The 13,386-nt window shown below is 62.2% G+C and carries 12 protein-coding genes, 1 pseudogene and 1 riboswitch; of the genes and pseudogenes, 7 read left to right on the top strand and 6 right to left on the bottom strand.

Going from position 1 to position 13,386, the window contains the following annotated elements:
• The first annotated feature begins 55 nt into the window (after positions 1-55).
• Both pdxR and HX851_RS14470 read left to right on the top strand, forming a co-directional pair.
• On the top strand, positions 56-1,477 hold the full coding sequence (gene pdxR / locus HX851_RS14475; protein WP_177065868.1) for a MocR-like pyridoxine biosynthesis transcription factor PdxR: 1,422 nt from the start codon (positions 56-58) through the stop codon (positions 1,475-1,477).
• A gap of 116 nt (positions 1,478-1,593) precedes the next feature.
• Positions 1,594-2,238 carry an FMN-dependent NADH-azoreductase gene (locus tag HX851_RS14470; protein ID WP_177065867.1) on the top strand — a complete coding sequence of 215 codons (645 nt, stop codon included), beginning with the start codon at positions 1,594-1,596 and terminating at the stop codon, positions 2,236-2,238.
• Here the strand turns inward: HX851_RS14470 and HX851_RS14465 are convergent.
• A complete protein-coding gene (locus tag HX851_RS14465) occupies positions 2,235-2,405 on the bottom strand; it encodes a hypothetical protein (protein WP_177065649.1) in 171 nt (56 codons plus the stop codon). The two genes, HX851_RS14470 and HX851_RS14465, sit on opposite strands and share 4 nt — an antisense overlap.
• A 120-nt stretch (positions 2,406-2,525) precedes the next feature.
• Between HX851_RS14465 and HX851_RS45455 the strand changes: the two are divergent.
• The 3 genes and pseudogenes from HX851_RS45455 to HX851_RS14455 all read left to right on the top strand — a co-directional run.
• A pseudogene (locus tag HX851_RS45455) lies at positions 2,526-3,590 on the top strand (methyl-accepting chemotaxis protein); the annotation flags it as partial.
• Positions 3,573-4,445, top strand: coding sequence for a methyl-accepting chemotaxis protein (locus HX851_RS45450; protein WP_420902384.1), 873 nt, complete (start codon positions 3,573-3,575; stop codon positions 4,443-4,445). The pseudogene HX851_RS45455 and the gene HX851_RS45450, both read left to right, overlap by 18 nt.
• Positions 4,446-4,611: 166 nt before the next feature.
• Positions 4,612-4,681, top strand: a riboswitch (Fluoride riboswitch).
• A 78-nt stretch (positions 4,682-4,759) separates the two neighbouring features.
• Positions 4,760-6,067: a voltage-gated chloride channel family protein gene (locus tag HX851_RS14455; protein ID WP_177058033.1), complete on the top strand. Its 1,308-nt coding sequence runs from the start codon at positions 4,760-4,762 to the stop codon at positions 6,065-6,067.
• Between the two features lie 64 nt (positions 6,068-6,131).
• On the opposite strand, the gene HX851_RS14450 is transcribed toward HX851_RS14455, so the two are convergent.
• Entirely contained in the window at positions 6,132-7,844 is a 1,713-nt protein-coding gene (locus tag HX851_RS14450) for an amidase (protein ID WP_177065866.1), read from the bottom strand.
• A 127-nt stretch (positions 7,845-7,971) separates the two neighbouring features.
• Entirely contained in the window at positions 7,972-8,649 is a 678-nt protein-coding gene (locus tag HX851_RS14445; RefSeq protein ID WP_177065864.1) for a nitroreductase, read from the bottom strand.
• A gap of 97 nt (positions 8,650-8,746) precedes the next feature.
• On the opposite strand from HX851_RS14445, the gene HX851_RS14440 reads away from it, so the two are divergent.
• Complete coding sequence (locus HX851_RS14440; protein ID WP_177058030.1) at positions 8,747-9,658, top strand: LysR family transcriptional regulator; 912 nt, start codon at positions 8,747-8,749, stop codon at positions 9,656-9,658.
• 21 nt (positions 9,659-9,679) lie between these two features.
• On the opposite strand, the gene HX851_RS14435 is transcribed toward HX851_RS14440, so the two are convergent.
• From HX851_RS14435 to HX851_RS14425, 3 genes are all read right to left on the bottom strand, one after another.
• Positions 9,680-10,126 (bottom strand): Rid family detoxifying hydrolase, encoded by a 447-nt coding sequence (locus HX851_RS14435; protein ID WP_177058029.1) that lies wholly within the window; start codon positions 10,124-10,126, stop codon positions 9,680-9,682.
• A 37-nt stretch (positions 10,127-10,163) separates the two neighbouring features.
• Positions 10,164-11,201 (bottom strand): alpha/beta fold hydrolase, encoded by a 1,038-nt coding sequence (locus HX851_RS14430; RefSeq protein WP_177065862.1) that lies wholly within the window; start codon positions 11,199-11,201, stop codon positions 10,164-10,166.
• A gap of 250 nt (positions 11,202-11,451) precedes the next feature.
• Complete coding sequence (locus tag HX851_RS14425) at positions 11,452-12,315, bottom strand: aldo/keto reductase family oxidoreductase (RefSeq protein ID WP_177058028.1); 864 nt, start codon at positions 12,313-12,315, stop codon at positions 11,452-11,454.
• A gap of 100 nt (positions 12,316-12,415) precedes the next feature.
• Between HX851_RS14425 and HX851_RS14420 the strand changes: the two genes are divergently transcribed.
• Positions 12,416-13,363 carry a LysR family transcriptional regulator gene (locus tag HX851_RS14420; protein WP_177058027.1) on the top strand — a complete coding sequence of 316 codons (948 nt, stop codon included), beginning with the start codon at positions 12,416-12,418 and terminating at the stop codon, positions 13,361-13,363.
• Positions 13,364-13,386 lie beyond the last annotated feature (23 nt).

Raw genomic sequence — 13,386 nt, 5'->3', positions numbered from 1 at the left:
TGATTAGCCTTTAGTTATAGGCCATGAGCCATTCTCTTCCAGAACCATAGCGACCATGACCCGACCAACTCCGCGTTTCTCCCCCCTCGATCCCGATTCGAAGGAGCCCGTCTACCGTCAGCTCTATTGGCGTTTTCGCGGGGCGATCAGTGACGGCCTGCTCAGCCCCGGCGAACGGATTCCCGCCGCGCGGGCGCTGGCCAAGGAGCTGGGCCTGGCCCGTGGCACCATCGACACCGCGTATTCCCTGCTCAGTGCCGAGGGCTACATCCAGTCCCGGGGCCAGGCCGGCACGGTGGTATCACCGGACATCAGGAGCCCGGTACTCAAGCGCCATCCGGACCAGGGACCCAACCCGGTCGAAGGCCTGTCGATCCGGCACAAGGCACCGGTCCTGCCGTTTCAGATGGCCCTGCCGGCCCTGGACGCCTTTCCCCGGAAAATCTGGGCGCAGTTGGGCGCACGCTGCGTGCGTGCCACGCAGATCGCCGACATGGCCAACCCCTCGGTGCTCGGCCTGGAGTCCCTGCGCACGGCCATCGCCAGCTATCTGCAAGTGGCGCGGGGCATCGCCTGCCTGCCCTCCCAGGTGTTCGTCACCTCGGGCTATCGCAATACCCTGGCGCTGATCGCCCATGCCCTGCTGGAGCCGGGGGATCGCGTGCTGGTCGAAGACCCGGGCTATGTGCCCACCCGGCAATTGCTGGAGTGCCTGCGCATGGCAACGGTCGCGGTCCCGGTCGACCAGGACGGCATGCGGGTCGGCGACGGCATCGAACGCTCGCCCGATGCCCGCGCGGCGGTGGTCACGCCGGCCCACCAGAGCCCGTTGTCCGTATCGCTATCCCTGCCGCGGCGCCTGGAGCTGCTGGAGTGGGCCAGCCGCGAGCAAGCCTGGATTGTCGAAGACGATTACGACGGCGAGTACCGCTATGTCAGCCGCCCGCTGCCCGCACTCAAGAGCCTGGATCGCGAGGGTCGGGTGTTGTACGCCGGGACCTTCAGCAAAGTGCTGTTCCCCGGCATCCGGATCGCCTATCTGGTGGTGCCACAGGCACAAGTGGAACGCTTCGAACAGGTCGGCCAGATGTTTCTCGGCAACTGCCCGGAACTCACCCAGGCCATTGTCGCCACGTTTCTCACCGAAGGCCATTTCGCCCGGCATATCCAGCGCATGCGCAAACTCTACGCCGAACGCCGGGAAGCGACCGTCCGGGGCTTGAACAAAGCCCTGGGCCCACGGGTCCGGATCGATACCCAGCCGGGCGGCATGCACCTGATCCTGCGGCTGCCGCCAGAGCAATCCGACCAAGCGCTGGTCGCCCGCCTGCAACAGGCCGGCATCTACGCCGAAGCCCTGAGCGAGTGGAGCATCGAGGTACAAACCGGGCCGGCCCTGCTGCTCGGATTCGCCAATATCGATTCACAAGCGCACGCGGAGCAACTGGGTAAACGCATCCTCGCGCTGATGCAGTGATCAAGCGCCAGCCTTGCGCCATGGCCTACTCGAACAGGCGGTTCTTGGACCTTCTTCACCGGTCCGGGAGCCGCCATCATGGAAATCCTGCCAGCCAGCCATCAAAGGATTCATCCATGAGAGTACTGCACGTGACTTGCAGCCCCAAGGGCCGTGCCTCGGAAAGCCAGCGACTGTCGCAGGCTCTGATCAGTCAACTGATCGAGCGTCATCGCGGTGACGATATCGTCATTACCGAACGGGGTGTAGGCGCACTGGCGCATATCGATGGCGCACATGCACAGGCGTCGAGCAAACGCCGGGAGCCTGACAGTACGCTTGTCGCCAGTGGCACCCTGCTGCAATCCGAACAACTGATCCGCGAACTGGAAAGTGCCGACTATGTGGTGATCGCCACGCCCATGCATAACCTGACGGTGCCCTCGGCGCTGAAGGCCTGGCTCGACCATGTGATCCAGGTCGACCGGACCTTTCGTATCACCCCCACCGGCAAGATCGGCACCCTGCGCGACCGTCCGGTGCTGGTCGCCATTGCCTCGGGAGGACTTTTCTCCGGCGAGCATGCCCAACAGCCGGACTTCCTGCGGCCCTACCTGAAAGCCGTACTGGCAACCGTCGGCCTGCTCGACGTGACGTTCTTCAGTGTCGAGGGCACGGCCCAGCACCCGGCTGCCCTGGATCTGCGACGGGAAAAAACGCAACAGATCGTGGCGCGGCACTTCCTGAACCACCGTCCAGCCGGTGTCACGCCCACCGCTTAATCGCGGTGCACGTCATCCAGATGCGGCAACAGCAGCACGCTTTCCTGCTCACTGGGATCGGAGCGGGCAATCAACGCCACCGCGGGTTCGTCGCCATTGTTCTTGGCGCCAGGAGGAATGGTCACGATCTGCAGGTTGATCCCCGTTGCCCCGATGCAAACAAACACGCGACCACTCATCCTGAAACATAAAGTTTCAATTTCCCTGACCGATACCCCTGCTGTGACCTAATCAATCGAGGGCCAGGCGCCCTCCTATCAGCGGTTCGTACCGGCGGAGATTGTTCAATGCTTGCCCCCATTAACAGGATGCTGGAGAACATAAGCGTCAGAGCCAAGCTCGCCCTGGGCTTTGGCATCGTCATGGTGCTGACCCTGTTGATTGCGACAACCGGTTGGTTGGGTATCAAGTCGCTGAGTGAACGCAGCGACCGGATCCTCGATATCGCCAAGCTCAACGACCTGGCCCGGGACATGCGCAACGGACATCTGTACTACAGCCTCAATCCGGATGCCGAACGCGCCGCGGCGGTGGTCAAGCTGCTGGACAGTCTCGACAGTCACCTCGCCCACAGTCGTTCGGTATTCGTTTCGCCGGTGAGCATTCCCTACCTGGAAACGGCGATCACCACGGTCAAGACCTACCGCAGCCACTTCAGCGATTTCACCCAGGCGGTCCAGGCCCGCGATGCCACGCGCTCGGTATTTGGCGGTCACGCCGACGACGCCGTGGCCGAACTGAAAAAGCTCATGGAAATCGCTACCTCGCCTATCGGCGACCAGGCCCAGATCGACGACCTGGTAAAAGCGCAGACCGTGGTCCAGCAGGCGCGTTTCCAGTTGCGCGGCTACAGCTACAGCCTCAAGGCCGAGTTGCAACAACCGGCCAAGGACGCGATCGACCAGGCCATCGCCTATATCAAGACCCTCGGCACCCTGCTGCCCGCCTCCGAAGCTGACGGCGTACAGCGCCTGCAACAGGCGATGGTCGACTATCGCGCCACCGTCGGTCTGTTCAGTGATGCCCAGACCAAGGCCGACAGCGCCCAGGTGCAGCTCAATGGCGATATCAAGAACCTGCTCGCGACGACCCAGGAGCTGTCGCAGGACCAGATCGACCAGCGCCTGGACGACGTCCTGAGTGCCCGCAACCTGCTCGGCGGCGCCGTCCTCGCCGCGCTGCTGCTGGGGATCATCGCCGCTTGGGTCATCACCCGGCTGATCGTCGGCCCCCTGATGGAAACCCTGCGCCGCGCCGAACGCGTGGCCGGCGGCAACCTGACGGACGATGCCGTGGTCTCGCGCCGGGACGAACTGGGCATGCTGCAACTGAGCATGCAGCGCATGACCCTGAACCTGCGCGAGCTGATCGGTGGCCTGCGCGATGGCGTGGTGCAGATCGCCAGTGCCGCCGAAGAACTGTCGGCGGTCACCGAGCAGACCCGCGCCGGGGTCAACAGCCAGAAACTGGAAACCGACCAGGTCGCCACCGCCATGAACGAAATGGCCGCGACCGTCCAGGAAGTCGCGCGCAACGCCGAACAGGCTTCCAGTGCAGCGGTCAACGCCACTCACGAAGCGCGTGAAGGTGACCAGGTGCTGGCCCAGGCCATGGCGCAGATCGAAAAGCTCGCCGGCGAAGTGAACAACTCCACCGCGGCAATGAACGACCTCAAGCAGGAAAGCGACAAGATCGGCAGCGTCCTCGACGTGATCAAGTCCGTGGCGCAACAGACCAACCTGCTGGCGCTCAACGCCGCCATCGAGGCCGCGCGCGCCGGCGAAGCGGGTCGCGGCTTCGCCGTGGTGGCCGATGAAGTGCGCAGCCTGGCGCAACGCACCCAGACCTCGACCGAGGAAATCGAGCAACTGATCACTGGCCTGCAAGGCGGCACCGACAAGGTCGCCATCAGCCTGGAAAGCAGCCGCACGCTGACCGACAGCAGCGTCGAGCTGACCCGTCGCGCCGGCAACTCACTGAACGGCATCACCCAGTCGGTCCTGGCGATCGAATCGATGAACCACCAGATCGCCACGGCGGCCGAACAGCAGAGTGCGGTGGCCGAGGAAATCAATCGCAGCGTGATCAACGTCCGCGACATCTCCGAACAGACCTCGGCGGCCAGTGAAGAAACCGCCTCGTCGAGCATCGAACTCGCCCGCCTGGGCAACCACCTGCAGATGCTGGTGGGCAAGTTCACCCTGTGATGTCATGACGACGGGAGTGGCCGGGTAATCCACCCAGCCGTTCGCAGACCTTTCGGGACTGAAATACACACCTTATGAGAGCCGGCCAGCCGGCTCTCATAAGGGCTGTGGCGCACCCAAGATTTTCGTAACAAGATTTTACAGCGCCTCCGGCGCTGGCTATGATGGGCGCTCCGGAGATGGCATTCCTCCGTATCAACCGCTGCATTCGCGCAGCTGATGATGCCTGCAGACACCTGATCAGCTCGGGTCTGTAGACCTTCGCGTACAGACCCCCTCCTGGTCAGGCCCACTCGCTCCACGCGGCCGACCTTATGTCAAGACTCTCCCGACCCGAACAACTCGATCTTGTGCCCTACCTCGGCAAATGGCTGCTGTTGTCCAGCATCGTGGCGCTGCTGGCCGGCACCGCTTCGGCGTTTTTCCTGTTTTCCCTGGACCAGGCGACCCACTGGCGCGAAACCCATCCCTGGATCATCTGGCTGCTGCCGCTGGCGGGCTTTACCGTCGGCCTGGTCTATCACCTGCTGGGCAAGCCGGTGGATGCGGGCAACAACCTGCTGATCGATGAAATCCACGACCCGAAGAAAACCGTGCCCCTGCGCATGGTGCCCCTGGTCCTGGGTGGCACCCTGATTTCCCATCTGTTCGGCGCCTCGGTGGGCCGCGAAGGCACCGCCGTGCAAATGGGCGGTGCATTGGCCGACCAACTGACCCACCTGCTGCGCCTGCGCCGCGAAGACCGGCGCATCATCCTCATGGCCGGAATCAGCGCGGGCTTCGCCTCGGTATTCGGTACACCGCTGGCCGGCGCCCTCTTCGGCCTGGAAGTGCTCGCCATCGGCCGGATGCGCTATGACGCGCTGTTCCCCTGCATGGTCGCGGCCATTGTCGCCGACCAGGTGGGCCTGGCCTGGGGCGTAGCGCACAGTCATTACGCGATTGGCGAAGTGGTCCCGGTGCAATTCTGGAGCGTCATGGCGATGGTCCTCGCCGGGATCGTCTTCGGCCTTGCCGGGCTGCTGTTCGCTACCGCCACTCACCGCCTCGGTGCCTGGATGAAACGGCTGATCGGCTACCCGCCGCTGCGGCCCCTGGCGGGCGGCATCGTGATTGCCATCGCCGTCTGGGTATTGGATGCCCATCAGTACATCGGCCTCGGCACTGCCGGCATCGATCAGTCATTCCAGGCGCCTGTCGCGCCCTGGGACTGGTTCGGCAAGCTGGTGTTCACCGTGGCATCGCTGGGTTCGGGGTTCAAGGGTGGCGAAGTCACCCCGCTGTTCTATATCGGCGCGACCCTGGGCAATGCCCTGGCACCGCTGCTGCACCTGCCCTTTGCCATGCTTGCCGGAGTCGGTTTCGTCGCGGTGTTTGCCGGTGCCGCCAACACCCCGCTGGCAACCATCGTGATGGCCATGGAACTGTTCGGTCCCGAGATCGCACCATTCGCCGCCATCGCCTGCATCGCCAGCTACCTGGTGTCTGGGCACACCGGCATTTACAACGCCCAGCGCGTCGGCCACAGCAAACGTCGCAGCGACCTCCCCGAGGACCTGAAGCTGGGCGATGTGAAGCAGTACAAGGCGCAAGGCAAAGCGGTCGACAAAAGCCAACTTTAAGGGGCAACGGACAAGCGATGACACAGGGACCGGAGCCTGAACGACTCCAGTCCCGTCATGGCGACTAGCGGGCGGTTGCCAGTGCTGGAGTACGCGGCGGGATCAGGCGCTTGTTGCCGGTGGACTCGAACGCCGACGCGAGGCGCAGCAGCGTCGAATCGTCATAGGCACGGCCGGCGAAGGTCAGGCCGACCGGCATGCCGATATCCGCCATGACGCCCATCGGCACGGTGACGGTCGGAACACCCAGGTGCCGAATCGCCAGGTTGCCGTTGGCGACCCAGATGCCGTTGCTCCAGGCGATGTCCGCCGACACCGGATCGACATCGGCATTGGCCGGGCCGACATCCGCCACTGTCGGGAACAACACCGCATCGAGGCCCAGGTGCTCCATCCACTCTTCCAGGTCGATGCGCCGCGTCTCTTCCAGACCGCGCAGGCCGTCCGGCACGGTGCTGATCTCGTTCCATGGCGTGATGCCGCGCTCGGCCATCCGTACATACTCGTCCATGCCGGCGGCCAGGTCCCCCTCGCGATTGGGCAGGGTGCCAGGGTCGTGGGGGAAAATCAGCGGACCGTCGACATCCACCAGGCGGTTCAGCTTGGGGTCGCCGTTGGCCTGGAGGAAATCGTCGAAGGCCCAGGCGGTCAGGTCCCACAATTCATGATGCAGGAACTCCTTGGACACCAGGCCGCGGTTGAACACGGTCGGCGCGCCGGGGCGATCACCCTCGCAATTGGACACCAGCGGAAAGTCGACTTCGATCACTTCGGCACCAGCCGCTTCGAGTGCCTGGCGCGCCGCCTGCCAGAGATCGATCACCGAGGCACGGGTGTTGATCCGCTGCCCGGTCGGGCCACCGATACCGGGAGCTTCGCTGGTGCCCGCCTCGGGGTCGGCGTTGATAAACATGCGCGGCACGCCCAGGCGTTTGCCGGCCAGGGCTTCGGCACCGACAGCGAGCGAGCCATAGGATTCGGGCCGTACCGAGGCCACGCTCGGGATCGGCACCCAGGGTTGCAGGCGCCACAGGTCGCCACGGGTGTCGCTGTCTTCTGCCACCACCACATCGAGAACTTCGAGCAGGTCGGCCATGGTCCGGGCATAGGGCACGACCACATCCATGGTTGGCGTCAGCGGCCAGTTGCCGCGTACCGAAATCACCCCACGCGATGGGGTGTAGGCACACAGTCCATTGTTCGAGGCCGGCCCGCGACCGCTCGACCAGGTTTCTTCGGCCAGGCCAAAGGCGGCGAAGCTGGCGGCGGTCGCCGTCCCGGCACCGTTCGACGAACCGGAGGCAAAGGGTGCGGTGAGGTAGTCGGCGTTGTACGGGCTTTCCGCCCGGCCATAGACCCCGCGCTGCATGCCGCCATTGGCCATGGGCGGCATATTGGTCTTGCCCAGGCAGATCGCCCCGGCGGCGCGCAACCGCTCGATGGTGAAGGCATCGCGATAGGCGACCAGATTGGCGAAGGCCGGGCTGCCGGACGCGGCGGTCAGGCCCTTGACCAGGTAACTGTCCTTGGCGGTATAGGGAATGCCGTCGAGCGGCCCCAGGGTCTCGCCTCTGGCCCGACGGGCATCGGACGCCCGGGCCTCTTCGAGCGCGGCGGGATTGCGCACCACCACGGCGTTGAGGGCGGTGGGCGTATCGGCGCCGTCATAGGCATCGATACGGGCAAGATAGGCCTGGACCAGCTCGACCGCCGTTGTCTGGCCGGACTCGAGCGCCGCGCGCAATTGCGCAATGGAAACCTCGGTTACTTCGATCATGCTGTTACCGTCGATTGCTGATGGGGACGCGGTGATTGGAATGGCCGATATCTTACCCCAGCCTTGGTCGACAGGCGCCAGGACCTCAGGCCTTCATCCGGACAGGCTACCGAATCTCCAGCGTAACTCACTGATGGAACACCACGTTCTGTGACAGATCGGCCCGGCCCACATCCAGCCCGTTGACCACGGCAGTCGGATCACCATACCCAAAGGAAATGCCGAACAGCAGCTTGAAGTCGTCGGAAATCCTCAGCACCGAACGCAGGGTCTGCGCGAACATCGCCACGTAGGTCTGCGGGACGCCCGCCAATCCGCGAGCCGCCAGGGACAGCAGGAACGTCTGGCCATACATGCCGAGGTCGCCGGCCGTACGCACGCTGTCGCCGATCACCGGCATGAACAGCAACGCCACATGGGGCGCGCCGAAAAAATCGAGGTTCCTGCTGGAGGCCTCGCGTCGACCGGCCTTGTCGTCCCAGGCAACCTGGCGGGTCTCGTAATGCGCCTTGCCGCTGGCTTGCGCACGTTCGGCATAAACACCGGGAAAGGCCGCCATGTCGAAGAAGAAATCCGGGGAAAACTGCTCCTGCCTTTCCGCCGCCAGCAACGCTGCCGCCAATTCCTCACGCTTGCGCCCGCTGACGATATGCACCAGCCAGGGCTGGGTATTGCAGTTCGACGGCGCCTGTCGGGCATCACGCAGGACCGCCTCGATATCGGCCAGGGCAACGGGATCGGGCAGGAACTGACGGGTGACACGGCGGGTACGCACGACGTGCTCGAAAACGCTGACTTCTGACATCTTTTTTCTCCGGAACAAGGAATGCCCGCAGATTAGTTTCACCACCGACTCAGATAAATCACCTACTATTGCTTTCTTTAGGTACTGGTAGTTTCGAATGCTGGATCGTTTTCGTTCGATGGAAGTGTTCGTGGCAGCCGCCGACACCGGTTCGTTCGCGGCGGCTTCCGCCCAACTGGGCATGACCGCGCAGATGGTGGCGCGTTACGTCCAGGCTCTGGAGCAGCGGCTGCAGGCCACGCTGATCAACCGTACCACGCGCCGGCAGCACCTCACCGAACTCGGCCGGCAATACTACGAACGTTGCGTGGTGGTGTTGAAAGAAACCGCCATCGCCGATGCCCTGGCCTTCGAGGCCACCAGCGAACCCCATGGGCAACTGCGGATCAGCGCGCCCAACCAGTTCGGGGCGCAGTCCTTCATGGATTTCGCCACCGGTTTCATGGCCCGTTATCCACGGATCGAAATGGACCTGCGTCTTTCCGACCAGTTGGTCAACCTGCTGGATAATGGCGTGGAAGTGGCCTTTCGCATCGGTGAACCGAATGTCGGCGAAAGCACCAGCCTGATCGTCCGGCCCCTGCGTCGTTACCGGATGATCGCCTGCGCCTCGCCAGGCTACCTGGCACAGGCGGGCACCCCGCAACACCCGACAGACCTGGGCACGCACCAGTGCATCGGCTTTGTGTTCTGGAACCAGAAGGTCTTCAACGAATGGACCTTCACCCGAGATGAGCAAGTCTTTGCCGTTAGGGTGGATGGGCGCTTCCAGGCCAACAACGGCCACGCACAGTTGAAGGCCGCCGTGCAGGGACTCGGCATTTTCCTCGCGACCGAGGACCTGGTACGGGCCGATCTCGAATCGGGCAACCTGGTGCGGGTACTGCCCGACTATGAAGGACCGTCCAGGCCGATGAGCCTGATCTATTCCGCCGACCGCCAGCGCACGGCGAAAATCCGCTGCTTCGTCGAAGAGGCGATGTGTGCGTTTGCGCCCCAGGCGCACTGACGGCTCAGGCAGTCTGACGAGTTATTTTGCGGCAATGCATTCAACCTCTACCCGCGCGTCAGCGGCCAACCCACGCACCGCTACGGCACTACGGGCAGGGTAAGGTTTGCTGAAGTAAGTGGCGTAGACCTCATTGAACGCTGCCCACTCGGACATATCGGCCAGGAACACCGTGCATTTGATAATGTTGTTCATCTGGTAGCCACTGGCTTTGGTGTCTGCCTTGATGTTTTCCATGACCTGCCTGGTTTCTGCGCGAATACCGCCCGGAACAAGCTCGTGCTGGCCGGGAACGATACCAAGCGCACCGGAAAGAAACAGCAGGTTGCCCACGCGGGAGGCATCCGAGAAGGGGTAACTGCCATTGTTGCCAAAATCGAGGATTTCGACATTTTGTTGCGATTGGGCAACGGCTTCGAAGGCCATCAGCGAGGCGAAAAGAGGCAACAACCACAGTGGCTTTTTCATATTGAACTCCATGGATAAAAAAGAAGATTATTTCGACTTACTTGTTTATTACCTTGAGCAATTCCGGGTAGAACCGTTGAGGGGCTTGCAAGTGCGGTGAATGCCCAAGGTCATCAAACTCCACCAGTGTCGACTGGGGAATACGTTTTGCCACGGACTTGCCCAGTTCGGCATAGTTGGCCAATCGAGCAATGGCCACCGGCGATGCACCATGGGTAATAGCGGTCTTGTCAGTCAGGCCGATAAACAGTGTTGCAGGAACTTTCAAGTTCTCGAATTCGTAGAATACTGGCTGATTGAAAATCATGTCATAGGTCAGCGCCGCGTGATGCGCAATCAGAGGCAGACCTGGTCCGCTGAACATCCCCGCCTGCATCTCGACCCACCGATCAAACTCTGGCCGCCATTCCCCGTTGTAATGTACCCGTTGCTGATAGGCCTTGAGCTCCTGGGCGGAGGTTTCGAGTTCCTCCGCGTAGTAACCATCGACGCCCAGGTAAGGCACGCCAAGGGCTTTCCAGTCTTCAAGGCCCAGTGGATTGACCAGCGCCAGGTGTTCTGTCGCGTCGGGGTACATCAGCGCATAGCGAGTAGCCAGCATCCCGCCCATGGAGTGGCCGATTACCGTGCTGCGGGTGACGCCCAGGCTTTGCAGTAACGCGTGGGTGTTACTGGCCAATTGTTGAAAGCTGTATTGATAACCCTCGGGTTTGGTTGATTTACAGAAGCCTATCTGGTCGGGGGCGATGACACGAAATCCCTCCCGGCTCAGGGTCTTGATGGTATCGCTCCAGGTATCGGCACAAAACAACTTTCCGTGCATCAACACCACGGTGCGGTTTTTTGCTGTGCTGCCCTTGGCTGCAGGCACATCGACATAAGCCATCCGGACGCTTTTACCTTGCGAACTGAAACTGTAGTGCTTTACCGGATAAGTGTAGGTAAACCCCTCAAGTTCAGTGCCATAAGCCGGTTGGTTTTTCGCATGGGCGAGGGAAGGCATGGCACTGATGGCATATAAGGCGCCGACCAATATCAAACAAGGGGTTTTATTTCTGATTGGAAAATCATTCATTCGTCGTATCTATCTCGGCAGCGGGCAATAGTGCCAGGAGATGAAATAGGCCGTTTCGAAAGTTATTTCAAAAGTAGATATGTTACGGCGAATAACATTGCTTCACAGCAGGCGGCGGCGTGGCCTCTCCGCCTGGATCTATCAATGTAAGCAGTTGTGATTCGAGCATGGTTGTCGGCGATTCGCCTTCAACGGCCACCAATGAAGTCCCGAGCCACCTTGATGGTTCGCGTCGGTGCTTCCTCGAGCGCTACGCCAGCCTATCCAACTCCACCAGCAGTTCTGGCGTAATCAGCAGTTCACTGGCGCTGAGGTTTTCCTGCAGGTGCGCCACCGACGAGGTCCCCGGAATCAGCAGGATATTGGGCGAGCGTTGCAGCAGCCAGGCCAGTGCCACACGCAAAGGCGAGGCATCCAGGCGTTGCGCCACCCCGGACAGGGTCTCCGATTGCAACGGGTTGAAACCACCCAGGGGGAAGAACGGCACGTAGGCGATGCCCTGTCGTGCCAGCTCGGCGATGAGGGCTTCGTCGGCGCGGTGGGTTAGATTGTAGTGGTTCTGCACACACACCACCGGCGCTATGTCCTGTGCCTGCTTCACCTGGGCGGCCGACACGTTGCTCAGGCCGAGATGACGAATCAGGCCTTGGCGTTGCAACTCGGCCAACGTGCTGAAACCTTCTTCGATCGAGGCATCGTCAGGGGCGTGCATCGTCCCCCAGGCGCGATAATTGACTACGTCCAGGACATCGACATTCAGGTTGCGCAAGTTGTCATGCACCGCGCGGGTCAGCTCGGCGGGACTGTGCGCCGGGTTCCAGGAAGCGTCTGCCCCCCTTGAGGCGCCGACCTTGGTGACGATAACCATGGCCTCGTCATAGGGATACAGGGCTTCGCGTATCAACTGGTTGGTGACATGGGGACCGTAGAAATCCGAGGTATCGATATGATTGACCCCTGCCGCCCGAGCGGCACGCAATACCGAGAGTGCCGCCGCGCGATCCCTGGGTGGGCCGAATACCTGTGGGCCGGCGAGCTGCATGGCGCCATAGCCCATGCGGTTGACGGTGTGATCACCGAGTGAAAAGGTTCCTGCCTGGTTGGCGTTGCTCATGTCATCGACCTTGTACAGTGGGGGTGACATTCACTATATGGGTTGACCACTTCGCTGATAATGCGTTGCAATCGGCACGGGCTGTACGGGAATACGAACAATGCCAACCGACATTCAAGATGTGCAGGCCTTTATCGCCGTGGTCAATGCCGGCGGGTTTCGCGAAGGGGCGCGGCTGAGCGGGAAATCCGCCTCCAGCCTCAGTGACGCGGTGCGGCGCATGGAGGCCGGGCTGGGGGTGCGCCTGCTCAACCGCACCACCCGCAGTGTAAAACCCACCGAGGCCGGCGCGCGGCTGATGGAGCGCATCGTCCCGGCACTGGGCGAAGTGGAGTCGGCACTGGATGTCGTCAACGATTACCGGGACCGCCCCTCCGGCACGCTGAAACTCAATGTGCCCTTGAGCGCGGCACGGCTGGTGCTGCCATCGATCATCGTCCCGTTCCTGCAAACCTACCCTGACATCCGTCTCGAAGTCATCGCCGAAGAAAGCTTCGTTGATGTGCTGGCGGCCGGTTGCGATGCCGGCATTCGCTACGACGAGCGCCTGGAACAGGACATGATCGCTATCCCCATCGGACCACGCTGGCAACGCTGCGCCACCGCGGCGTCACCAGCCTACCTCAACGCCCGCGGTCGCCCGGAACACCCGCGGGATCTGCTGCAACATGCCTGCCTGCGCGGCAAGTTCCCCAGCGGCGCGATGCCCTTGTGGGACTATGAACGCAACGGCGAAACCATCAGCCTCGATCCCACCGGGCCGTTGGTCGTGCGTATCGGTGGGGCGGTCGACCTGGCGGTGCAAGCGGCGATCGATGGCCTGGGAATCATTCACCTGTTTGAAGACTGGCTGCGTCCACATCTGGAAAGCGGCGCATTGGAGCCGGTACTCGAACCCTGGTGGCAGGACTTCTCCGGCCCCTTTCTCTACTATCCCGGCCGCCGCTACCTGCCCTCGCCGCTCCGAGCCTTCGTCGACTTCATCAAGGCGTCGGCCACTCCCTGGACCCAGCCCCCATCAACGATGAAGAAAAGTCCAACCATTTAATCAGAACAATAAATAAGGTAGCT

The sequence above is a fragment of the Pseudomonas gingeri genome (genome assembly GCF_013385635.1).
Lineage (GTDB): Bacteria > Pseudomonadota > Gammaproteobacteria > Pseudomonadales > Pseudomonadaceae > Aquipseudomonas > Aquipseudomonas gingeri_A.
This window is presented reverse-complemented; position numbering and strand designations above follow the sequence as displayed.